Source organism: Mycobacterium branderi (genome assembly GCF_010728725.1).
GTDB classification, from domain to species: Bacteria; Actinomycetota; Actinomycetes; order Mycobacteriales; family Mycobacteriaceae; genus Mycobacterium; species Mycobacterium branderi.
This window is the reverse complement of record NZ_AP022606.1, coordinates 2827758-2851069: the sequence shown is the minus strand read 5'-3', so window position 1 is coordinate 2851069 and position 23312 is coordinate 2827758. Positions and strand designations below refer to the sequence as shown.

The window sequence follows — 23312 nt, the reverse complement described above, 5'->3', positions numbered from 1 at the left end:
CTCATGGGAACTCACACCTATGTACGTGATATCGCCTCGCTGCGCATCGGCGACGCCGACGACGCGGGTGGCAAAGGCGCCAACCTGGGCGAGCTGGTGGCTGCAGGCCTACCGGTTCCGGGCGGCTTCGTACTGATGCGGACAGGCTATTTGGATTCGATGGTGGCGGGCGGCGTCGACACAGACCTTGCCGCGTTGCACAGCGAGGCGTTGGCATGCGTCGGGGACGCTGCTCGCCTGGACGAGCTCTGTCATCGCATGCGTGCGCTGGTGGCCAAAGCGGGCGTCGACGACGTCGTTCGCGATCAAGTAGTCACCGCATACCGGCGGCTCGGCACCGATGTCGTGGTTGCGGTGCGGTCCTCAGCCACCGGAGAAGACGGCCGCGATGCCTCTTTCGCCGGGATGAACAAGACAATCACAAACGTGGCCGGCACCGACGCGCTCATCGATGCGGTCCAGAGCTGCTGGGCGTCACTGTTCACGCCGCGCGTGCTCACCTACCGGGCCAGCCGCGGGTTCACCGCTGATCCGGCGATGGCAGTGGTGGTCCAACAAATGGTCGCACCCGAGCAAGCCGGTGTCGCATTCACCAAGGACCCCAGCACCGGAGCCGATCACGTCGTCATCGAAGCTGCGTTCGGACAGGGCGAAGTGGTGGTGTCCGGCAAGGTGCAACCCGACACCTATGTCGTCGACAAGCAGACGGTAGGGGTCGTCGACTCCCAGGTCGGATATCAGGCATTCAAGATCGTGCCTGGTCCGGACGGCACCGACACTGTCGTGGAACTCGATGCAGCACAAGCCAACTCGCGCGTTCTCGACGACGGATCGCTACGCGAGATCGCTGAGTTGGCGATCGCCGCCGAGCGGCACAACGGTTGCCCGCAAGACGTCGAATGGGCGATTTCGTCGGGCAAAACCTGGCTGGTGCAAGCCAGGCCGATCACGGTCCTGGGCGGTGCTGGCCGCGGCGATTCCGGGCAGGGCACCGTTCTGGTACGTGGCCTTCCGGCCGCGCCGGGGACAGCGTCGGGGCAGGTGCGGGTGCTCACGCGGCCCGAAGAGGGCACTCGGCTGGTCGACGGCGAGGTGCTGGTCGCCCCGATGACCAATCCCGACTGGCTGCCCACCATCCGGCGGGCTGCTGCGCTGGTTACCGAAACCGGCGGCATGACCTGTCACGCCGCGATCGTGGCACGCGAACTCGGCGTGCCGTGCGTGGTCGGTGCGCGACGCGCCACTACCGAGCTACGCGACGGGACGATGGTCACTGTCGACGGCACCCGCGGAGAGGTCACCAGCGGACGCGCCGCCACACCGCGAGTCGCGGTTATCGACCGGGCCGTCACCTCGCCCGTCGCCGCTGGACCTGTCACCGCTACCAAGATCTACGTCAATCTGGCGATGCCAGACACGGCGGAGACGGTCGCCGCACACGACGTGGACGGCGTGGGGCTGTTGCGCGCCGAATTCATGCTCACCCAAGCACTTTCCGGGCGTCACCCGCGGGACCTCATTGCGCGTGGTGAGCAAGCCGGCTTGGTTGACGCGCTGGTGGGCTCCGTAGGCCGCATTGCTGCTGCATTCAAACCCCGACCAGTCGTGTATCGCACGACCGACTTCCGCAGCAACGAATTCCGCGGTCTGCTCGGCGGTGAGCAGTACGAACCCGTCGAGCACAACCCGATGATCGGCTATCGCGGCTGCTATCGCTACGTCAAAGAACCGGACCTGTTTGCGCTCGAGCTTGAGGCGATCGCCCGAGTTCGTGAGCAAAACCCCAACCTGCATTTGATGATTCCGTTCGTGCGGACCCGTTGGGAGCTCGAGGAGTGCTTGTCGCTGGTCGACGCCAGCCCGCTCGGCCGCCAGCGCGGTCTGCATCGCTGGGTGATGGCCGAAGTGCCGTCGGTGATGCATTGGCTGCCCAGCTACATCGGGATGGGTGTCGACGGGGTATCGATCGGCAGCAACGATCTGACCCAGCTGATGCTGGGCGTCGACCGGGACTCGGACGTCTGCGCCGAGCTGTTCGACGAATCCGACCCAGCGGTACTCGACGCGATCGGCCAGATCATCGGCACGGCAAGAAGGTTCGGCATTTCGTCCTCGCTGTGCGGGCAGGCGCCGTCCACCAACCCGATGTTCGCCGAACACCTGGTCCGGATGGGCATCACATCGGTTTCGGTGAACCCGGACGCCGCGGCTGCGGCCCGGCGCACAGTGGCCGCCGCCGAGCAGCGCCTGCTACTGGAGTCGGCACGAGGCGACACCCGGTGACGGTTCGCACTCCGCTGGCAGTAACGCTCGCGGCACTCGCCAGCGGCTGCATAGCCTGGCTATTGGGGGCCCGCGCCACTGCCGAAACATGCTGGGCTGCAGGCACAATCATTGCGATCATACCCGCGACCTGGTGGGCGGTCACAGCGCTGCGCCGCGGAAGACTGGGTGTGGATATCATCGCGGTGCTCTCACTGGCCGGCGCGCTCGCGGTCGGAGAATACCTGGCTGGTGCCCTGATCGGTGTCATGCTCGCCACCGGCCGGTCGCTGGAAGCCGGAGCGGAGCGCCGGGCGGCCAAAGACCTGAATTCGCTGCTCGAACGGGCCCCGCAGCAGGCGTGGCGCCGCAACGCCGACGACGTCGCTTCCGTGCCGCTCGACGACGTGGTGGCTGGTGACCTGCTGGTGGTCGGCACCGGTGAAATGGTTCCCGTGGATGGGGAAATCGTTTCTGACTCAGCCGTTTTCGACGAGTCCGCGCTCACTGGCGAGTCCGTTCCAGTGCGGCGCCATGCGGGTCAGCGGGTTTGCAGCGGCGCCATCAACGCCGGCGCCGTCATCGAGATCAAGGCAGTGGCCGCCGCCGCGGACAGTACCTATGCCGGCATCGTGCGCCTGGCACAGCAGGCCGCCGCGGAAAGCGCACCCGTGGTCAGACTTGCCGATCGCGTCGCCGCGTGGTTCGTGCCGGCGACGCTGCTGGTGGCCGGCGCAGCGTGGCTGCTCAGCGGGGTGCCCACCCGCGCGGTCGCGGTGCTCGTCGTCGCGACACCGTGCCCGCTGATCTTGGCCGCACCAGTGGCGATCGTGTCAGGGATGTCGCGAGCGTCGCGCCTCGGACTCGTGGTGCGCGGCGGCGCAGTCCTGGAAAACCTGGGCCGTGCCACCACTTTGGTGCTGGACAAGACCGGAACGGTGACAGGGGGCCGCCCGCGTGGCACCGAGATTCTGGTGGCCCCCGGTTGGACGGTCGCCGAGGTGCTTCGGCTTGCCGCATCCGCCGACCAGTTCTCACCGAATGTGCTTGCTCGTGCGATCGTCGACGAAGCGGCGCTCCGCGGGCTGTCGCTGAGTATGCCCGTAGACGCCGTCGAGGAAGCGGGTCGAGGCGTCACGGCGACCGTCGACGGGCACAAGGTCAGCGTCGGCGGCCATGAGCTGCCTGCGAAGCCGCCGCCATGGGCACTGGCGGCGCTGTCCCGCGCCGCCCCGGAGGGCGCTGTGGTGGCGTGGGTATTTGTCGATGGCCGGTTGGCAGGCGCGATCTTGCTGGCAGACCCGCTGCGGCCGGACGCGTGGCGCACGATCCGGCGGCTACGTGCGGCGGGTATAACCCGGGCCATCATGCTCACCGGCGATCGGCCGGGTCCCGCCGAACAGATCGGGGCTGTCCTGGGACTCGATGAGGTACGGACGCGCCAGACTCCCGCCGACAAGGTGGCCGGCGTCCAAGCCGAAGCGCAGCGGGCGGTCACTGTGATGGTTGGTGACGGGGTGAACGACGCGCCGGCACTGGCTGCGGCAACGGTCGGCGTGGCAATGGGCGCGCACGGCGCCACGGCGAGCTCGGAAGCTGCCGACATCGTCTTGACTACCGACCGGCTCGACCGGCTGGCCGACGCGATGGTGATCGCCCGCCGCTCGCGGGGGATCGCGCTGCAGAGCGCGGTTGTCGGGATGGGTTTGTCGCTACTCGCGATGGGATTCGCGGCGGCCGGCGTGCTTGCGCCTGCCATCGGAGCCCTCCTACAAGAGGCCATCGACGTCGCGGTGATTCTCAATGCTCTGCGTGCGCTGCGCGGCGCCGATGCCCCACCGGCGCTGGGAGCGGAGGCCGAGGAGCTGATCCGCAGGTTTTCCACCGAGCATGACCGGATGCGGGAAAGCCTCGCGATGTTCCGCGATGCCGCCCAGCTACTGGGCAGCGGGGAACGCCGCGCGGCGCTAACCGCCCTGTGCAGTGCTGACGAGTTTCTCCACCAGACACTGCTGCCGCACGAGCACGCTGAGGACCGCAACCTTTATCCCGCGCTGGCCGCACCGCTGGGCAGTCCCGAGGCCACCGCGACGATGAGCCGCATGCACGGCGAAATCGACCGGCTGGCCCGCAAGTTGCACTCGCACGTCCAGATCGCCCAAGCCCGGGGCCGTATTGGGGACGACCAGATCGATGACCTGCTGGCCTGCCTTTACGGGCTGCATGCGCTGCTGACACTGCACTTCGCCGAAGAAGAGGAGAACTACTTCGTTCTGCTGCCAAGCCGCACCACTTGAGAGCACGACTACCCGTTGGCCTGATGACTTTCGGCACTAGGTCCTCGCGATGGCCGAGAACGACTATCGAAGGGTCAGCGCACGGAGAGGAACAATAATGCCGCAACCTGCCGTCGAATCACTTGAAGCCGAATTGGATGCACTGGCACGGGAGTTTCTCGGTTCCGAGTATGCGGGGCCTCGCTTTGCCAACTGGCCGATCGACCGGCGTTTACACACCTACCTGCTGCACAGAGGTTTGAGCAACGTGGCCAACGACGGAACACTTTGCGCGGCACTGTTGGACCGCGCGATGGCCAACATCGCATCGGCAAGGGGCAACGGGAAGGCCGTCTAGGACCACCGTGAAGCTCATCCGCAAGACGCCCGCCGACTGGCCGGTCACCCCGCATCTGACCGACTACCAGCAGACGCGGGCGACCTTCGCCTGGTCGGCCGCGCCGGCGCTGTGCGCCGGGATGGGCGGTGACGGTTGCAACATCGCCTACGCCGCGGTGGACCGGCACGCGGACGGCGCATCGGCGACGCGGACGGCATTGCGGTTCGTCAACGAGACCAGCTGGGATGGCGCGTTGAGCACCCGCGACCTCAGTTACGCGGAGCTTGCCGCGCTGTCCCGTCAGTTCACCAGCGTGTTGCGTTCGCTCGGGGTCAACAAGGGCGATCGGGTGTTCACCATCATGGGCCGCACACCCGAGCTGTACATCACGATCATGGGTGCGCTGCGCGCCGGCTGCGTGGTCTCGCCGCTGTTCTCGGCCTTCGGTCCGGAACCACTGGCCACCCGGATCGGCATCGGTGAGGCGAAAGTCCTCGTCACAACGAAGGCGCTCTACCAACGCAAGATCGCCGGCATCCGCGGCCGGCTCAGCACGGTGCGGCATATCTTCGTCGTCGATGACGGCCCCGTACCCGGGACTCTCGACTTTTCGCAATGGATAGCCGGCGCCGACGACACCGCCCCGATCGAGCACACCACCGCCGACGATCCGGCGTTACTTCACTTCACCAGCGGCACCACCGGAACACCCAAGGGCGCGCTGCATGTGCACGGCGCCGTCGCGATGCACTACGTGACCGGCTTGTACGCACTGGACCTTCACCCTGATGACATCTATTGGTGCACAGCGGATCCCGGCTGGGTCACCGGGACCTCCTACGGTGTGATCAGCCCCCTGCTGCACGGTGTCACCTCGATCGTCGACCAGGCGGAGTTCGACGCCGAGCGCTGGTACCGCATTCTGCAGTCCCAAAATGTGACGGTCTGGTACACCGCCCCGACCGCGGTGCGCATGCTGATCCAGGCTGGGCCGGAGCTGCCCAAGCGGTACCACTTCCCGCGGCTGCGGTTCATCGCCAGTGTCGGCGAGCCTCTGAACGCCGAAGCGGTCATCTGGGGAAAACAGGTGCTGGGCTTGCCGATTCACGACAATTGGTGGCAGACCGAGACCGGCGGCATCATGATCGCGAACACCCCGGCATTCGACATCAAACCCGGGTCGATGGGCCGGCCACTTCCCGGCGTCGACGCGTGTGTGGTGCGCCGCGACGACGACGGCACCGTCACGGTCATCGACGAACCCGGAGTCGAGGGCGAGTTGGCGCTGGCGCGCGGCTGGCCGTCAATGTTCCGCGGCTATCTGCATGAGGACGAGCGGTACCGCAAGTGTTTCACCGATGGCTGGTATCTGACCGGTGATCTGGTGAAACGAGACGCCGACGGCTACTTCTGGTTTGTCGGGCGAGCCGACGACGTGATCAAGTCGGCCGGGCATCTGATCGGGCCGTTCGAGGTGGAGAATGTGCTGACCGACCATCCGGCGGTCGCCGAGGCGGCGGTGATCGGCAAGCCCGACCCCATGGTGGGCGAAGTGGTGAAGGCGTTCGTGCTGCTGAAAACCGGCTTCACCGCGAACGACGAGCTGCGCCGGGAGTTGTTGGGACACGCCCGAAAGCGGCTCGGCGCCACCGTTGCGCCGAAGGAAATCGAGTTCGTCGACACGCTGCCGCACACCCGCAGCGGCAAAATCATGCGCCGCCTGCTCAAGGCCCGCGAATTGGGGCTGCCCGAGGGTGACACCTCCACCGTCGAGCCACCGGCGGAGAAAGTACGGTCATGACCGACCGCGAACTGGCCCGAACGCTGCTGTCGTCGATGGTGCGGGTGCGCCGCATGGAAGAAAAGTGCGCAGAGCTGTACGGGAAAGCCAAGATACGCGGATTCCTGCATCTGTATGTCGGAGAAGAAGCCGTCGCCGCTGGATCGCTTTCCGTGCTGGATCCCGACGACGCAGTGGTGGCCACCTACCGGGAGCACGGGCATGCGCTGCTGCGCGGCATCGGCATGAACTCGATCATGGCCGAGATGTTCGGCAAGCAGGAAGGGTGTTCGCGAGGCCGGGGCGGGTCGATGCACCTGTTCGACGCCGCCACCCGGTTCTACGGCGGCAACGCCATCGTGGCCGGCGGGCTGCCGCTCGCGGTGGGCCTGGCGCTGGCGGACTCGATGCTGGGACGTAACCGGGTCACCGCCTGCTACTTCGGCGACGGCGCGGTCGCCGAGGGGGCGTTCCACGAGTCGCTGAACATGGCCGCGCTGTGGAAACTGCCGGTATTGTTCTTGTGCGAGAACAACTTCTACGCGATGGGCACCGCGCTGCATCGTGCTCAGTCACAGACCGATCTCACGGTCAAGGCGTCGTCGTACAACGTTGCCAGCATCGCGGTCGACGGGATGGACGTGCTGGCCTGCCGCGACGCCACCCGGCAGGGCGTCGATCACATCCGCGGCACCGGCGGGCCGTTCTTCATCGAATTCCGCACCTACCGGTTCCGGGCCCATTCGATGTTCGATCCCGAGCTGTACCGGGACAAAGCCGAAGTCGCGCAGTGGCGCCAGCGCGACCCGATCCCCGCGTTCACCGACCAGTGCCTGAGCGACGGCACCCTCGACGACGCTGACGTCGCGGCGATCGAGCAGGCCGCCGACCGTGAAGTGGCCGACGCGGTGGCCTTCGCCGAAGCCGGAACCTGGGAGAGCGTCGACGACCTCGAGCGCGACGTGTTGACACCGGAGCCGTCGCGATGAAGACCAGCTACCGCACCGCCGTACACGACGCCCTGCGCGACGCGTTGCGCGACGACCCGCGGGTGGTGCTGATGGGTGAGGACGTCGGCCGCTACGGCGGCACCTACGCGGCGTCCAAGGGGCTGCTCGACGAGTTCGGTGAGGACCGGGTGCGCGATACGCCGTTGTCGGAGTTGGGTTTCGTCGGTATCGGAATCGGTGCGGCGCTGGGCGGGTTGCGCCCGATCGTCGAGGTGATGACCGTTAACTTCAGCCTGCTGGCGCTCGACCAGGTGGTCAACACCGCCGCGGCGCTGCGGCACATGTCCGGCGGGCAGTTCTCGGTGCCGATCGTCATCCGGATGGCAACCGGGGCAGGCCGACAGCTGGCCGCCCAGCACTCGCACAGCCTCGAACCCTGGTACGCGCACATCCCGGGCATCAAGGTGGTCGCCCCGGCGACGGTGACCGACGCATACGGCATGCTCGCCCCGGCGCTGGCCGACCCCGATCCGGTGGTGATCTTCGAACACGTCCAGCTCTACAACACCGCCAGCGACGTCGACGCGCTCACCCCCACGGACATCGAGCGGGCGGCCGTGCGGCGCAGCGGATCCGACGCTACCGTGATCGCCTATGGCGGGTCGCTGCCCAAGGCGCTGGATGCCGCCAACGAGTTGTCCCTGGCCGGAATCGACTGCGAGGTGATCGATCTGCGGGTACTTCGGCCGCTCGACACCGACACGATCCTGGAGTCGGTGCGTAAGACGCACCGCGCGGTGGTGATCGACGAAGCGTGGCGCTCGGGAAGTCTGGCCGCGGAGGTCAGCGCGCGAATCGTCGAGGGCGCGTTCTTCGACCTCGACGCGCCGATCGCCCGGGTATGCAGCGCAGAAGTGCCGATGCCGTACGCCAAGCACCTCGAACAGGCCGCGCTTCCGCAGCCGGACACGATCGTCGCCGCCGTGAAAAGCCTGCTCGGGGACGGCGGATGATCGAGTTCAAGATGCCCGCGCTCGGCGCGGACATGGACGAGGGAACACTCAACGAATGGCTGGTCAAACCGGGCGACACGGTGTCGCGCGGCCAGGTTGTCGCCGTCGTCGAAACCACCAAGGCGGCAGTGGAAGTCGAATGCTGGCACGACGGCGTCGTGCACGAGCTCTTGGTTGGAGTCGGTGAAACTGTCGGAGTTGGAACGGTATTGGCCACGCTGCTGGAACCCGGCGAAACCGTGCCCGCGCCGCGCAAACGCGTAGCACGCAAAGCCGCGGCACCGGCCAAACCACCGGCAAAGTCTGCGCCGACGGGCACGAAACCCGCGCCGCCGCACCGCCGCTGGGTGTCCCCGGCCGCGCGGCGGCTCGCCGAGTCGCTCGGGATCGACGTCACCACGGTCAGCGGCACCGGCCCACAGGGAGCGGTCACCATCCACGACGTCGAGCACGCCGCCGCGTCGGGAAAGCCGCAGCAGCCCAAGGCCGCCGCGGCCGATCGCGGCGCCGCGATGCGACGCTCGATCGCCGCCGCGATGAGCCGATCCAAACGCGAGATTCCGCACTACTACCTTTCGCACGAAATCCAGCTGGAGAAGGCGCTGGCGTGGCTGACCCAGCGCAACGCGGCGCGCCCGATCACCGAGCGGGTGCTGCCGGCCGTGCTGCAGCTCAAGGCCGTCGGGCTGGCGGCCCGGCAGTTCGGCGAGTTCAACGGATTCTGGCAGGGCGACACCTTCCAGCCCGCCACCGGAGTACACGTCGGCGTGGCGATCAACCTGCGCGGCGGCGGGCTGGTCGCCCCGGCCATCCACGACGTGCCGGACAAAAAGCTCGACGACTTGATGAGCGATCTGACCGATCTGGTCGCGCGGGCCCGGGCCGGCTCGCTGCGCAGCTCGGAGATGTCGGACCCCACCATCACCGTCACCAATCTCGGCGACCGCGGGGTGGACGCGGTTTTCGGGGTGATCTACCCGCCCCAGGTGGCGCTGGTGGGTTTCGGCAAACCGGCGCAGCGGGTGTGCGTCATCGACGGCGGAATCCGGGTCGTCACCACCGTGCAAGCCACGCTCTCGGCGGATCACCGCGCCACCGACGGCCACCGCGGGGCGTTGTTCCTCGCGGCCATCGACGAGTTGCTCCAACATCCGCAAGAACTGGAGAAATGAGTGCGCCATGACGAGCATGAAAAGCCTTCGCGCCGAAGTCTTGTCGGTGCTAACGGACATCGCCCCCGAAGTGGATCCGGCCGAGATCGAAGACGACGTACTGCTGCGCAACCAAGTTGATCTTGATTCGATGGACTGGCTGAACTTCCTGGTCGGAATTCACAAGCGTCTGCATGTCGACATTCCCGAGGCCGACTATGGATCGCTGCGGACCCTTACAGACGTCGTTCGTTACGTCGAGGAGCACGGGGCGCCCGGGTGATGCTGCTCACGACAGCGGTGCCGCCCAGTACAGCCGGGTGCCGCCCCGGCTGGCATGGTGATCGAGCATTCGCCGCCGACTTGCGCGGCCCGGCGCTCGATGTTGGCCAGGCCGCTGCGACGTTGGTTGCCTGGCGGAATGCCACGGCCATCATCGCTGACCTCGATGACCAACCGGCGATTCGCCTCGATCCGAACGGTCAGCCGGCTGGCCTGCGCATGACGAACGGCGTTGCTGACAGCTTCGGTGACAACGGCCTCGGCGTGATCGGCCAGGTTGCCGGTGACGGCAGTCAGCGTTCCTGCGATATCCACCGTGGTCGCGATGTCACGGTCTTCGGTCAACTCGGCGATCCTGTTCTGGATTCGCTCCCGGAAATCCACGCCGAGCTCACCGGGTGTTTGCAGCCTGAAGATCGTCGCCCGGATGTCTTCGATGGTGCCCTGCAGGTCGTCGACTGTGTGGGTCAGCCGGTTGACGATTTCCGGCGAATGGGACCGAGCGATGGTGCCCTGCAAATCAAGACCTGCCGCGAACAGCTTCTGGATCACGTGGTCGTGCAGGTCGTGGGCGATCCGCTCGCGGTCGGCCAGAATCGCGAGTTCGCGGGCATGCTCGCGGCCCGCCGCCAGAGCTAACGCGATCGCGGCGTGCCTGGCGAAGTCGCTGACCAGTTCGAGATAATCGTCGCTGAACGGTGGCTTTTCGGCCTCGCGGGCCACGGCGATCACCCCGAGCACCGAGCCGTTCGCGGATAGCGGCATCACAATCGCGGAGCGTTCACCGACATCGGTGAACCCCTCGATCGGATACAGGAACGAGTTCGTGATCAGCGGTAGGCCGCGACGGATTGCCCCGCCCATCGTAGAACCCTCCACCGGTACTGCCTGTCCGATCGCCTCCGGGGCGTACTGGCCGGCCATCGCGGTGACGATAAGCTCGTCGACCTCGTCGGCGGAGAGGTCCGCCTCGCTCGGAATCAGCAGTATCGCCTGCTCGGCATCGGTCAATTCCAGTGCTCGGTCCACGATCAGTTGCAGTGGCCCGGTCTGCGGCTCCGCGGACAGCAGAGCGGTCAGGATCTCGCGGCTGGCCCGAATCCACTTGGCCGTTGCGCGTTCGCGTTCGAATAACTGCGCGTTGTCGATGGCCTCGGCCGCAGCCGCGGCCAGCGCCCGCGCGGCGGCCTCGTCGGCGTCGGAGAACACCCGGCCCGCCCGGTCGTCGCCCAGGTAGAGGCTGCCTAAGACGACTCCACGAAGGGTAATCGGCAGACCGAGGAGCGCCCGCATCGAGGAGTCGTCGTCTTGACCAAGGCCGATGTGCGGATGAGCTGTCAGATCGTCGACACGAACGACCTCGTCGACCGCCGGACTGCCCAACCTCCGTATCATTTCGGCATCGATGCCGGCCTGGACGAATGAGACCAGACCGCCCGCGGATCCGTAGACTCCTAACGCCCCGTATCGGGCACCTGTCAATTCCATCGCCGCTTTGACGATGCGACGTAATGTCACGTCGAGGTTCAGGTCAGAGCCGATGTCGACGATGATTCGCAGGAGTTGTTCCATCTGGTCGCGGGCCGCCAGCAACTCGTCGAGTTGCTCGTGCATTCGGCGCACCAGGTCACGCTCGCCCAGCCGGGTGAACGCGGATTCATCCTGGTCGCTGGCCATGACGTCAAAATAACTCTAGCCGAGCAATGGCCCAAAGGCCCTATCTTACGAACCGGCTCACGGCACCATAGAGCAATGGGCAGTGCGGTGATCGACGCCACCGGACTAGAACACCTGATATCCACCTTGATCGACCGCGGATACCGGGTGGTGGGCCCCAGGCGCTCCGACGACGCGATCGTATTGGGCGAGCTGAGTTCCGCCGACGATCTGCCGCGCGGTTGGGGCGTCGACGTCGCGCGCGGGCGTTATCGACTGCGCCGACGCGACGACAATGCGCTCTTCGGCCATTCGGCCGGTCCGCAGTCATGGAAGCAGTTTTTGCACCCGTCACGACAGCGGCTGTGGTCGTCCGACGGAACCCCACCGGAAGAGCCGCCGCGGTACGCCTTCATCGGGGTGCGGGCATGCGACCTGTCGGCGATCAAGATCCTCAACGGTGTCCTCGGCGTCGGCGCCCACCCGGACCAGGGCTTCGTCGGCCGGCTACGGCGGATCTTCGTGGTGGCGGTCAACTGCACCGAACCGGGCGGACTGTGCTTTTGCGCATCGATGGGGACTGGCCCCGAGGTGGGCCCGGGCTACGATCTCGCGCTCACCGAGCGCATCGACGACGACGGCTGTCACTATGTGGTCGACGTCGGCAGCGACGACGGTGCTGACGTGCTTGCCGCGCTGCCCCACCGCGACGCCGAGCAGAACGAAATCGATTCGGCCCGAAGCGATGTCAGCGAAGCAGCCAATCACATGGGTCGCCAAATGCCCGAAGGTGACTTGCGTGAGCTGCTGATTGTCTCGCGGGAGTCACCGCGCTGGGAAGACGTGGCCGGCCGATGTTTGACCTGCGGGAACTGCACGATGGTGTGCCCCACCTGTTTTTGCACCAGCACCGAAGACGTCACCGACCTCTCCGGCGAGCACGCCGAACGCTGGATGCACTGGGCGTCGTGCTACGAGTTCGACTTCACCTACACCCATCCCGACAGTGTGCGGAAATCGGGTGAGTCACGCTATCGGCATTGGATCACCCACAAACTGGGGACCTGGCATGACCAGTTCGGCAGCACCGGCTGTGTGGGTTGCGGACGCTGTATCGCGTGGTGTCCCACCGGAATCGACATCACCGAGGAAATGAACGCGCTCGCCGGACTTGCCGACGACGATCGTTGGCGGCCGAGCGATGACTGACGTCGCGGCGTGGCCGTCGCCGACGTCGGCGATGGCGCCGGTCCCGCATCGGGTCCGCAGCAGGGTCGTCGAGAATTTCGAATCGGCAACGCTTCGGCTGGAACCACTTTCGCAGCGACTGCCACGACCGGCGCCGGGCCAGTTCATGATGTTGTACGCCTTCGGGGTCGGTGAGATCGCGATGTCGGTGAGCGACGTTCCGTCCTACTTCGAGGGCACCCTCGGACACACTATCCGATTGGTCGGAGCGGTCAGCCGCGCGCTGCACGATGCTGAGGTGGGCACGATCCTCGGGGTTCGCGGACCGTTTGGCACGGATTGGGACTTGGGATCTTGCGCCGGCCGGGATTTGGTGATCGTCGCCGGGGGCTGCGGGCTGGCCCCGCTGCGCCCAGTGATACTGCAGGTGCTGGCCGAGCGGTCCCGATACGGCCGGGTGGTACTGATCGCCGGAGCGCGGACGCCACAGCACTTCTTGTTTCGTACGGAGGCCGCCGCATGGGCGCAAGATTCCGCTCTCGAAGTTGAACTGACCGTCGATACCACCGAATCCGGCTGGTCGGGGACGGTTGGCTTGGTCACCGAACCGCTACGCGCTCTCACACTGGACCCATCTGCTACTACCGCGTTGATCTGCGGGCCAGAGGCCATGATGCGGTTTGCCGCCCAAGCACTGCTCGACAAGGGCATAGCGCCCAGTGACATTCGAGTCTCGCTGGAGCGGAACATGCAATGCGGCATCGGCTGGTGCGGCCACTGCCAGCTGGGACCGCTGCTCCTATGCCGCGATGGCCCCGTTGTCAGTTACGAGGTTGCCGAACCGCTACTGCGGATCAAGGAGTTGTAGATGAGTCCTCCGACGTTGGCCGTGTGGAAGTTCGCCTCCTGCGACGGCTGCCAGCTGACCTTCCTGGACTGCGAAGACGAACTGCTGATGATCGCCGAGCAGGTGCAGATCAACACGTTCCTGGAAGCCTCCAGCGCGGTGGTCGGCGGGCCCTACGACGTGTCGCTGGTCGAGGGGTCGATCACCACTCCTGCCGACGAGCGGCGCATCAGAGAGATCCGCGAGCAGTCCAAGGTGCTGGTCACGATCGGTGCCTGCGCCACCGCCGGCGGTGTGCAGGCGTTGCGCAATTTCGCCGACGTCGAGGAGTTCGCATCGGTCGTCTACGCACAACCGGAATACATTGAGACACTGGCTACTTCGACGCCAGCCTCGGCGCACGTCACGGTCGACTACCAGTTGCAGGGCTGCCCGATCGATCGGGGTCAGCTGCTGGAAACCCTCGCCGCGCTGCTGGTTGGCCGGAAACCGCGGTTGCCCGCCAAGACGGTATGCACCGAGTGCAAGATGCGTGGAGTGACATGTGTTCTGGTCGCCGATGGCATCCCGTGCCTGGGTCCGGTAACCCATGCCGGATGCGGGGCGTTGTGCCCGTCGTATCGGCGAGGCTGCTACGGGTGCTTCGGTCCTGCCGCCACTCCGAATTCCGCGGCCCTGGTCCCGCTGCTGCGCCGCGACGGAATGTCCGACGGGGAGGTGGAACGGGTGTTTTCGACATTCAACGTCGCCACCTTCGCCGGGAAGCGAAACGACCGGTGAACACCCGCATCCTCAACGTCGGGGCGCTGACCCGTGTCGAAGGGGAAGGCGCACTGCGGGTCAGGCTGAGGGACGGCGCGGTCGAGTCCGCCGAGCTGAACATCTATGAGCCACCACGGTTTTTCGAGGCTTTCCTGCGCGGCCGGTCGTATACCGAGCCGCCGGATATCACCGCCCGGGTCTGCGGCATCTGCCCGGTGGCTTACCAGGTCAGCGCGTGCAACGCGATTGAAAATGCGTGCGGGATAACGGTTGATCCCGAGCTGGTGGCGCTGCGCCGCCTGCTGTACTGCGGCGAGTGGATCCACAGTCACGTGCTGCACATCTATCTGCTGCACGCGCCGGACTTTCTCGGCTATCCCGATGCGATCAGCCTCGCCAAGGACCGCCGCGAATTCGTCGAGCGGGGACTGGCACTGAAGAAAGCCGGCAACCGGTTGATGGAGCAGCTCGGTGGCCGGGCCATCCATCCCATCAACGTGCGGTTGGGCGGCTTTTATTCGGTGCCGTCGCCCGATGAGCTCAAACCGCTGGCCGAGATGCTGCGCCATGCGATGGAGGATGCGCTCTACACCGTTCGCACCGTCGCCGAATTCGACTTCCCCGACGCCGAACTCGACCATGAGCTGTTAGCGCTGACCTCAGATCGGTACGCGATCGAAAACGGGTTTATTGCCCGCAGCGCCGGAGCGGCGTTCCCGGTGGCCGAGTTCGGCGACCACGTGGCCGAGTTGCAAGTGCCGCACTCGACCGCGCTGCACGCGACACTCGACGGCGGCCGCTTTCTGACGGGGCCGTTGGCCCGCTACTCGCTGAATTCGACTACTTTGTCACCGACCGCCCGGCAAGCCGCTGCCGAGGCGGGACTCGGCGATGAGTGTCGCAATCCGTTCCGCAGCATCATTGTTCGTGCCGTCGAAGTGGTGTACGCGATCGAGGAGGCGCTGCGCATCATCGCCGAGTATCAGCGACCGTCCCGGCCGTTCGTCGAGGTGCCCGCCCGCGCCGGCGTCGGCCACGGTGTCAGCGAGGCGCCGCGCGGATTGCTATATCACCGCTACGAGATCGGCGCGGACGGCCTGATCCGGGCGGCGACAATCATCCCCCCCTACATCGCAGAACCAGACCGCCATTGAACATGACATGGCACAACTGGTGGCCGCCAACGCATCGTTGGACGACGCGACGCTGACCTCGTTGTGCGAGCGGGCGATTCGCAACTACGATCCCTGCATCTCGTGTTCGGCGCATTTCCTGACCTTGACAGTCGAGCGGCATTGACCGAAACTGCGGTCGTTATCGGGATCGGCAATAGCTTCCGCCGCGATGACGGCGTCGGCGTCGTGGTTGCAGAGCAGATCGCAGAGTGTGGTGTGCCTGGTTTGCGCGCCGTGACCGCAACTGGCGAACCCGCCGCGCTGCTCGAGGCGTGGAACAAGGCTGCCCGGGCCCTTGTGGTGGATGCGGCGGTGGGCCCGACACCTGGCTGTATCCGGCGCTTTGCGGCAGCCGAGCTCGATCCCGAAGTAGTGGTGAGTTCCCATGCGCTCGGACTGGCGCAAACCGTCGCGCTAGGCCGGGCGTTGGGCCGAATGCCCGGCGAACTGGTGGTGTTCACGGTTGATGTTGCCGATACCGGACACGGTGTCGGACTGACTCCGGCGGTCGCTGCCGCAGTGCCCAAAGTCGTCGACGCGATACTGGCCGAGTTCCGCGGCTGACCGCGCGAGCAAGAAAAGTGGGACTTCGGTCCCTATCGAATGGCCCGGAGCAAATGGTCGGATGAGCTGAGTCGGATCGACAGATTGGAGTCGTCGTGAACCAGAACGCGACAGCCCTCACGGCCCTCGCGGTTGCCGTGGCGCTGTTGATAATCGCTTCGATTCGCGTGGTGCAGCAATATCAGCGCGGTGTACATTTCCGGCTCGGCCGGGTCATCGGCGTTCGCGAACCCGGGCTGCGATTGATCATCCCGGTCATCGACCGGATGTTGCGGGTTTCGATGCGCATCGTGACCATGCCGATTCAGTCGCAGGGAATCATCACCCGCGATAATGTCAGCGTAGACATCGCCGCAGTCGCCTACTTCCGCGTCGTCGATGCCCGCAAATCGGTTGTCGTGATCGAAAACGTCCACGCCGCCATCGATCAGATTGCGCAGACCACCCTGCGCAATGTCGTCGGGCAGCATTCCCTCGACGAGGTGCTTGCCCAAACGGAGAAGATCAACGGCAGCATCCGCCAAATCCTCGACACCACTACTGTCGAATGGGGTGTCGAGGTCACCCTGGTCGAGCTCAAGGACATTCAGCTTCCCGATAGCATGAAGCGCGCGATGGCCCGCGAGGCCGAGGCGGAACGCGAGAAGCGAGCCAAAATCATTGCCGCCGAGGGTGAAGCGCGTGCCGCCGCCGCGCTGGGCGATGCATCAGACACGATGATGGAGCACCCGCTGGCGTTGCAGCTGCGCAATCTGCAAACACTCGCCGAACTCGGAGTAGAGAAAAACACGACTGTCGTCTTTCCCGCCCCCCTGATGAGCGCGATCGGAGAACTCACCGGCTTCCTGATGCGTGAGTCGTCCGCTTCGAGGTTGGCCCAGCCCGATGGTCTACCCGACCAGAGGTTCGCCGATGTCGCGGTGCGGCACTGAAACCGGATGCTAGGGAGCACACCGATATGCCCGAGAGGTTTGGACGCGACGGAATCCTGGTTGGCGTCGATGGGTCGGAGCACTCGCACTCGGCGGTCCGCTGGGCAGTTCGCGAGGCATTGATGCGTTCGGTTCCGCTTGATCTCATCCACATCGTCACAACCCCATTGCGCGGGTGGGGCGGTTTGGGATTGGTGACGACCCCGCTGCCCGAGGATTTCGGGGTGATCCAAGAGGAGCGTGGCCGGCAGGTGATCGATCAGGCAATGCGGGTGGTTGACGCTAGCGCCGGCAGCGGAAAATTGACGGTGCACACCCGCGTATTCTTCTGCCCGCCCGTGCCCACCCTGATCGAGCTGTCCGGGCTGGCTCGCATGGTCGTCGTCGGCTCCCGCGGCTACGGGGCGCTGCGCCGTGGGCTCCTCGGCTCGGTGAGCACCGCGCTTGTCCATCATGCCCATTGCCCCGTGGCGGTTATCCACGATGACACCATCCTGCCGAACACGCTCTCGCACGCGCCGGTGCTGGTCGGCATCGACGGCTCACCGGGCTCGGAATTGGCTACCGCGATCGCATTCGAGGAGGCATCGTGGCGCGGCGTGGAACTGGTTGCGCTGCATGCCTTCACCGATGCCGATCGTCTTGACTACATTCCTGGTGCGCCGTGGCCCGATGCCCAATCCGTCGCGGAGGAGACGCTGGCCGAGCGTTTGGCCGGATGGCAAGAACGCTACCCCGACGTCATCGTGCACCGGGTAGTGGTGGCAGAACACCCGGCACGGCATTTGCTCGACCACTCCGAGTCTGCGCAACTCCTTGTGGTGGGCAGCCACGGTCGCGGCGGCTTCGCCGGTATGCAGCTCGGATCCGTGGCTAATGCGATGGTGCACGCCGCGCACATACCGGTCATCGTGGCGCGTCCGCGCACCCCAATCGCCGAGTGATCACGCATAGGGTTCGGTAAGCGAGATCGACGTGAGCGCGCTGGTCACTCGCACTTCTTCGCGCCAGCGTCAAACTCGATGAATCCTCATCGCCCCTGGCGGCACTAGGCGTCCCCTGTGCGAGCGTTACGCAGCGCGGCGCAGATTCGCCGCCGAGCTAGGTGCTCGTGATTCCGGTCCGCTGACCGGCATCCAGCCGACGTAGGTCAGGTACAGTCCGACCACACCGAAAGCGGCGCAGGCGGTCATCCACCAACCTTGGGCGTCGATCATGCTGTTGGCGAGCGAAACGAAAGCCTTGGGGAAGGCCAGCAGGATCAACCCGCGCAGCGCGATAAGCCAGCCCAGCAGGGAGACGATGATCGCCGGGGCACCACGCCAGTATTGGTGCGCAGCAACGACGATGAGGCCGAAGAGCAGGATGAAGGCGCCTGTGACCCAGGTCCACAGGGAGTTCGCCTCGAAGTCGGAGAGCAGTCCCCGCATGTCCGACGCGCGTGCCAATGCAGTCACGTCGACAACAACCAAGAATGGGCCAAGCACACGGGCAAACATGCGTGTCCGGACCTGCGATTGCGGTGAAGCATTCATTGTGATACCTCCTGTACTACTGGCCCTTGGGGCCTATCACCCATCGGAGCAGGCGAGGGAATCCCGGCGATAGGGACCGAAGTCCCTTCGTGCGGGGCGTTCGTCAGTTCGCTGGCAGATGGCATGTTGTGGCATGAATTCCAAACGCCGCGAGCACGGTCAAGGGCATCTGCGCGCTGCAACTGAGGGCCTGATCTTGGTCGCAGGCTGCGAGCCAAACTCCAGCTGCCCGAGGAGAAGTCGAGATAACGACAACCCGAACACTCGACGAGGCCGTGCAGGAGATGGAGCTGCTCGACTACGACTTCCACCTATTCACCGAGAAGGGCACGCGGCAAGCCAGTGTCGTGTACAGGGCGGGGCCAACCGGTTACCGTGTCGCACAGCTCAAACCCTCGGTCGAAGAGCTCGCGCCCTTCGAGCTGCCGGTGACCTTAAGCCCGCAGCCCGCTCCGCGGCTCACCCTACAGCGGGCTAAGGAAGAGCTCTGTTTGCTCGGGCTGCCGTTTTTGTTCTTCATCGACGTGGCCGAGGGCCGTGCCGGCGTGCTGTATCACCGCTACGACGGGCACTACGGGTTGATTTCGCCAAGCAATTGATGCGGAGAATCACCGTCAACCCAACCGCCGGACTCCGCGGGTCGGCATAGCGGCTCCCCCGGCGGAGCCGTTCGCCGATTCGGGGAACGGCGCCCCGAATTCGGGCATGATGTAGTAGCCATGCCGTCGCGCCGCAGCGACACCGCGCCGCAGCAGTGCACCCAGCCCGATGAACGTCGCCTGGTCGAAGACCATCGGGGTCAGCAAACGGTTGTGCACGAAGCCGAACGCCATCCCGCTGGCCGGATCGGCCCACCCGATCGATCCGCCCATACCGGCGTGACCGAATCCGGGCAGCACACCCGGGATGGGTAGCGGGATCGCGTGATATCCCATGTGCCAGGCCAACGGCAGCAAGAGGTTGTGGTCGGGCCGCAGGCTGAGCCTGCCGGTCAATCCGGCTACCAGTTCGGGCGACAGGAACTGTGTTCCGTCGAGCTGGCCGCCGTTGGCAACCGCACCGTACAACCGGGCCAGCGCGCGTGCGGTACACACCCCGTTTGCCGCCGGCAGCTCACCGTCGAGCATCGGCATATCGCCTTGGACAAAAGCTTTCATGCCCGGGAAGTACATTGCGCCGAACGCGGCCGACAGCGGGAAGGCGGCGATCTTCGGTGCCACGAAGTTGAACAGCGGGTTGGCCCTACTGCGCTGCGGCGCGATGATCTGTGCCGTGCGAGTCGGTGCGTGGGCCGGTGGACGGCCCAAATGCAGCCCGTCGGTGTTGAGCGGCTGGGCGAGCTCCGTGCGGATCAGCTCACGCATTCCCTTGCCGGTAACCGCCCGAGCCAGACCAGACATCAGCCACCCGTAGGTCAGGGCATGATAGGCCGGCTTGCCGAGCAGCCACCCCACTGGCGCTGCCGCCAACCTGGCCTCCATGGTGTGGGTGTCCATCAATTCGGCGCCGGTGGCGCCGCCCAGGTGTGACAGGCCGGCGCGGTGCCGCATGACATCGCGAATGGTGATGGCGGACTTGCCTTTCGCGCCGAACTCCGGCCAGTACTCGGCGACCGGCACGTCGTACGCGAGCAATCCGCGGTCGACAAGCCGATGGATCACCGTCGAAGCCAACCCCTTGGTTACCGAAAACACCATCGCGCCGGTGTTCTCCGACCACGGGACAGTGCCACGGCGGTCTGCCCACCCGGTCCACACGTCAACTACCGGCCAGCCGTCGAGGTACACGGACAGCGCGCCGCCACCGAGTCGGCGAGTCGGGAATAAGTCGGCGAAACTACGGACAGCGCAAGCAAAGTTCGCATCAGCCGCGCCGTAAACCCCGCCCGGCAGCCTGCCACCGAAACGATGAATGCGTACGCGTGCCACAAAGCTCAGAATCGACCATCGCAGCAAGCGACGCGAGTGCCGGATGGCTTGGTGATCACGGTCGTAAGTCACCGTAGGGCAAGGCCGAAAGTCACTCATGACTTCCATGCTCAACTGGTGAATGTGGCGCCGTCCGTTGACAATAGCGTGGAATCGCCGGGCTCCACCAGTGCCTGGTGTCTGGAGAAAAGGCTTGAGCCGCCCAGCGACGCACAAAAAGATGCGCCAGCACGCAGACCAGGTGAGGCGGCAAAGCCGTCAAGATACGCGGTCGGTTGCGAAGCGCTCGCTCAACAATTCGATGCAGTGTCGCCCCTTGGCGCTAGTGCCGAAAGCCGGCCGCTGTCAGTCGCTTCCACCGGTGTTCGCATCCGGCGGCCCGTCACCTGCTCTGTCAGAATGCGCACGAAGTAGTCGCGCCGGCCCTCAACCCACGGCTGCAAGAACACCCCGGACAGCTCCACCAGATCGTCGACGGATGTGATCAGCTGCGCGTGCCCGACGACAGTCACACTCCACCCGGTGCGCAGATCCGGGTCGAGCTCGTCTGCCTCGAACGCCACGACAACGTTGTGCACCGCAGCGTCGAGCTTTGCGCCGCCGCCAACGCGGAGCACGATATCGTCGTGCCACAACCGAAAATTCACCGGCTGCACCACAGGAAGCGCATGCTCAGTGAAGACCAAGCGACCCACTCGGACCTTCTGCAGTAATGCCATACACTGTTGGCGCTCAAGGACTTCGAGCTCGCGTCGCAGCACCATGACGATTCCCTCAGCCGGGCCTGACGCGTGGTGGCATTGCCGAGACCAAGGGCGTGTCGACCCCCAGCCGGCCGATTGCGGCCGCGCCCCCGGGGGAGCCGAGCGGTGCGTCGCGGCCGGCAAGCGTCTCCGCGAAGAACGCGGCATTGTCGGCGAGGTATTGCTGCTCGTCGTCGGGCAGATCGGTCTGGTAGTAGATCGCGCCGACCCGGCACGCTAGTTTGCATGCACCACAGTCCACGCACTCGTCGGGGTTGATGTACAACGACCGGGCGCCCTCGTAAATGCAGTCCACCGGGCATTCCCGGACGCAGGACTTTTCCATGACGTCCACGCATGCCCTGCCGATCACGTATGTCATGCCTCAGAAGCTAGCGAGAGGCGAACGTCGAGAACCGGAGCCGGAAGCCCTGTGCTGCAGGGACCAAAGTCCTCAACAGGCACTCGCCAGGCTGCCTGGCCATCACAGCCACCGGCGCGTCAATAACTGTCAGGCCACGCCGCTTGCCACGAATCGCCGCAGCCAGGCCAACCAAGCTGTCATACCTGCACCAGTGCGGGCACTGACCGGCAGAATCGTCGCCGTCGGATTGACCTCACGAACATCGCGTCGGTCGCGATGCTGCTGACCCAGATCCGCGAGGGCCGCTGCGAGGTGGAAAACCAGTACAGGCGGGTAGTGCCCGAGAACGGCAACCCGGCCGCGCTGGCATTGATGGGCAAGGTATTCGCGTTGCGCCCGCACTTCGAATGGCGCGGCCTGGGCTTCATCTCGCAGAGCGCGCTGCGGCTGCACGACGACTTCGCCGACTTCGACGCCGAGCTGCGCTACGACATGCCCGGCGTGCGGGTCGCCGACCCCAAGGCGTGCCAATGCGGTGAAGTGCTCAAGGGTGTGCTCAAGCCCTGGGAATGCAAGGTTTTCGGCACCGCATGCACTCCGGAGACCCCGATCGGCACCTGCATGGTGTCCCCCGAAGACGCCTGCGCCGCCTACTACAACTTCGGCCGCATGCACCGCGACGCGGTCAAGCTGGTGGAATCCCGCATCCTATAAGTGGTTACCGTTCACGGTCAGCACTGAACAATTGACCGCGGCCGGCTTGCCCGCATCGCACCCGCGACTGCGCACACCCGAAACGAGAAGCTGGATGGATCCCGCGTTCTCGGCTACATAGCGACATACGCTGCCGCGAACCGCGATTGCCTCGACCGACACGTCGGGATACTGCCGCGTCCAGCGGGCGATCCGGCGATTCAGTTGCGCTTCGGCCAACCGGTTCCCGTCGATGATGTCGTCGGGCGCCTCCGCCTCCCACGAGGCGATGGCCTGCAACGGCGCTCCGCGTAGTCTCGCCTCCTCGAAGGCTTGTTGAAGCGCCCTATCGTCATTTGCTTCGACGGCAACGGCGCCGACGCGGAAAGTTGCCGGCCGGTGCACAGAGCCACAGATCACGGCGACCGGGCACCGTGCGATGCCGGGCAAGGCGGACGCGACGGAACCCTCGCCGTGACAAGCGTGTTTCATCCCCATCGAACCGATGCAGACCATCACCGCCGAACGCGATTCCTCGGCCAGTTTCGTAAGCGGCGTTCCCCACACGATGTCGGTTTCCACCTTGACCGGTTGACCGGTCTTCTCAACTGCCCGTTGCGTTGCACGCAACGCCGCACGACCGGACGCCAGTCGGCTGTGGTCGTCGACACCGCCACCGTCTGCACGATTGATCACGTAGACCAGTCGCAGCGGGATATCCCGGCTGACGGCCTCGTCGACCGCCCACAAAGCCGCGTGCGTTGCCGCCAGTGATCCGTCGATGCCAACAACCATTGAGGGGGCTGGACGTATGTCGCGCATCACGTCCTCCTTTGCCGAGTGCTTTGCTGATTTCAAGCTAGGCGTCGGA

At 65.6% G+C, this 23312-nt stretch carries 19 protein-coding genes and 5 pseudogenes; 17 read left to right on the top strand and 7 right to left on the bottom strand.

Going from position 1 to position 23312, the window contains the following annotated elements:
- Positions 1-3 precede the first annotated feature (3 nt).
- Genes ppsA through G6N47_RS14615 form a run of 8 tightly spaced genes read left to right on the top strand, consistent with a single transcriptional unit; the run spans position 4 to position 10055 of the window.
- A complete protein-coding gene (gene ppsA / locus G6N47_RS14650; RefSeq protein ID WP_083134358.1) occupies positions 4-2283 on the top strand; it encodes a phosphoenolpyruvate synthase in 2280 nt (759 codons plus the stop codon).
- Positions 2280-4559, top strand: a complete 2280-nt coding sequence (locus G6N47_RS14645) for a heavy metal translocating P-type ATPase (RefSeq protein WP_083134359.1) — start codon at positions 2280-2282, stop codon at positions 4557-4559. The genes ppsA and G6N47_RS14645 overlap by 4 nt, the downstream gene beginning before the upstream one ends.
- Before the next feature lie 49 nt (positions 4560-4608).
- Positions 4609-4896, top strand: a complete 288-nt coding sequence (locus G6N47_RS14640) for a hypothetical protein (protein WP_232080214.1) — start codon at positions 4609-4611, stop codon at positions 4894-4896.
- 7 nt (positions 4897-4903) lie between these two features.
- Positions 4904-6679 (top strand): acetate--CoA ligase, encoded by a 1776-nt coding sequence (gene acsA, locus G6N47_RS14635; protein ID WP_083134361.1) that lies wholly within the window; start codon positions 4904-4906, stop codon positions 6677-6679.
- Positions 6676-7647, top strand: coding sequence for a pyruvate dehydrogenase (acetyl-transferring) E1 component subunit alpha (pdhA, locus tag G6N47_RS14630; RefSeq protein WP_083134362.1), 972 nt, complete (start codon positions 6676-6678; stop codon positions 7645-7647). The genes acsA and pdhA overlap by 4 nt, the downstream gene beginning before the upstream one ends.
- Positions 7644-8621, top strand: a complete 978-nt coding sequence (locus G6N47_RS14625) for an alpha-ketoacid dehydrogenase subunit beta (RefSeq protein WP_083134363.1) — start codon at positions 7644-7646, stop codon at positions 8619-8621. The genes pdhA and G6N47_RS14625 overlap by 4 nt, the downstream gene beginning before the upstream one ends.
- Complete coding sequence (locus tag G6N47_RS14620) at positions 8618-9793, top strand: dihydrolipoamide acetyltransferase family protein (protein WP_083134364.1); 1176 nt, start codon at positions 8618-8620, stop codon at positions 9791-9793. Before G6N47_RS14625 ends, G6N47_RS14620 begins: the two co-directional genes overlap by 4 nt.
- Positions 9794-9800: 7 nt before the next feature.
- Complete coding sequence (locus tag G6N47_RS14615) at positions 9801-10055, top strand: acyl carrier protein (protein ID WP_083134365.1); 255 nt, start codon at positions 9801-9803, stop codon at positions 10053-10055.
- 6 nt (positions 10056-10061) lie between these two features.
- Here G6N47_RS14615 and G6N47_RS14610 read toward each other — a convergent pair.
- Positions 10062-11731 (bottom strand): annotated as a pseudogene (locus G6N47_RS14610) (sensor histidine kinase).
- A gap of 75 nt (positions 11732-11806) precedes the next feature.
- Between G6N47_RS14610 and G6N47_RS14605 the strand changes: the two are divergent.
- The 7 genes and pseudogenes from G6N47_RS14605 to G6N47_RS14575 all read left to right on the top strand — a co-directional run bounded on the left by G6N47_RS14605 (position 11807) and on the right by G6N47_RS14575 (position 18122).
- On the top strand, positions 11807-12919 hold the full coding sequence (locus tag G6N47_RS14605; RefSeq protein ID WP_083134367.1) for a 4Fe-4S dicluster domain-containing protein: 1113 nt from the start codon (positions 11807-11809) through the stop codon (positions 12917-12919).
- A complete protein-coding gene (locus tag G6N47_RS14600) occupies positions 12912-13766 on the top strand; it encodes an FAD/NAD(P)-binding protein (protein WP_083134368.1) in 855 nt (284 codons plus the stop codon). The genes G6N47_RS14605 and G6N47_RS14600 overlap by 8 nt, the downstream gene beginning before the upstream one ends.
- Entirely contained in the window at positions 13767-14525 is a 759-nt protein-coding gene (locus tag G6N47_RS14595) for an NADH-quinone oxidoreductase subunit B family protein (protein ID WP_083134369.1), read from the top strand. It begins immediately after the preceding gene.
- Positions 14522-15806 (top strand): annotated as a pseudogene (locus tag G6N47_RS14590) (Ni/Fe hydrogenase subunit alpha). The gene G6N47_RS14595 and the pseudogene G6N47_RS14590 overlap by 4 nt, the downstream one beginning before the upstream one ends.
- Entirely contained in the window at positions 15803-16246 is a 444-nt protein-coding gene (locus tag G6N47_RS14585) for a hydrogenase maturation protease (protein WP_083134370.1), read from the top strand. The pseudogene G6N47_RS14590 and the gene G6N47_RS14585 overlap by 4 nt, the downstream one beginning before the upstream one ends.
- A gap of 95 nt (positions 16247-16341) precedes the next feature.
- A complete protein-coding gene (locus G6N47_RS14580) occupies positions 16342-17178 on the top strand; it encodes a slipin family protein (RefSeq protein WP_083134371.1) in 837 nt (278 codons plus the stop codon).
- 26 nt (positions 17179-17204) lie between these two features.
- Entirely contained in the window at positions 17205-18122 is a 918-nt protein-coding gene (locus tag G6N47_RS14575) for a universal stress protein (RefSeq protein WP_083134372.1), read from the top strand.
- Between the two features lie 126 nt (positions 18123-18248).
- Here the strand turns inward: G6N47_RS14575 and G6N47_RS14570 are convergent, their stop codons facing one another.
- Positions 18249-18677, bottom strand: coding sequence for a hypothetical protein (locus G6N47_RS14570; protein ID WP_249025621.1), 429 nt, complete (start codon positions 18675-18677; stop codon positions 18249-18251).
- A 296-nt stretch (positions 18678-18973) separates the two neighbouring features.
- Between G6N47_RS14570 and G6N47_RS14565 the strand changes: the two are divergent.
- A pseudogene (locus G6N47_RS14565) lies at positions 18974-19312 on the top strand (sigma 54 modulation/S30EA ribosomal C-terminal domain-containing protein); the annotation flags it as partial.
- Positions 19313-19327: 15 nt separating this feature from the next.
- Here G6N47_RS14565 and lipL read toward each other — a convergent pair.
- From lipL to G6N47_RS29695, 4 genes and pseudogenes are all read right to left on the bottom strand, one after another.
- Complete coding sequence (lipL, locus tag G6N47_RS14560) at positions 19328-20641, bottom strand: esterase/beta-lactamase LipL (RefSeq protein ID WP_232080213.1); 1314 nt, start codon at positions 20639-20641, stop codon at positions 19328-19330.
- Between the two features lie 290 nt (positions 20642-20931).
- Complete coding sequence (locus G6N47_RS14555) at positions 20932-21405, bottom strand: pyridoxamine 5'-phosphate oxidase family protein (protein WP_083134375.1); 474 nt, start codon at positions 21403-21405, stop codon at positions 20932-20934.
- Between the two features lie 10 nt (positions 21406-21415).
- Complete coding sequence (fdxA, locus tag G6N47_RS14550; protein WP_083134376.1) at positions 21416-21766, bottom strand: ferredoxin; 351 nt, start codon at positions 21764-21766, stop codon at positions 21416-21418.
- Positions 21767-21895: 129 nt separating this feature from the next.
- Positions 21896-22009, bottom strand: a pseudogene (locus G6N47_RS29695) (hydrogenase nickel incorporation protein HypB); the annotation flags it as partial.
- Between G6N47_RS29695 and G6N47_RS14540 the strand changes: the two are divergent.
- Positions 22010-22462, top strand: a pseudogene (locus tag G6N47_RS14540) (hydrogenase formation protein HypD); the annotation flags it as partial.
- On the opposite strand, the gene G6N47_RS14535 reads toward G6N47_RS14540, so the two are convergent.
- On the bottom strand, positions 22457-23263 hold the full coding sequence (locus G6N47_RS14535; protein ID WP_083134377.1) for a universal stress protein: 807 nt from the start codon (positions 23261-23263) through the stop codon (positions 22457-22459). The pseudogene G6N47_RS14540 and the gene G6N47_RS14535 overlap by 6 nt on opposite strands.
- Positions 23264-23312 lie beyond the last annotated feature (49 nt).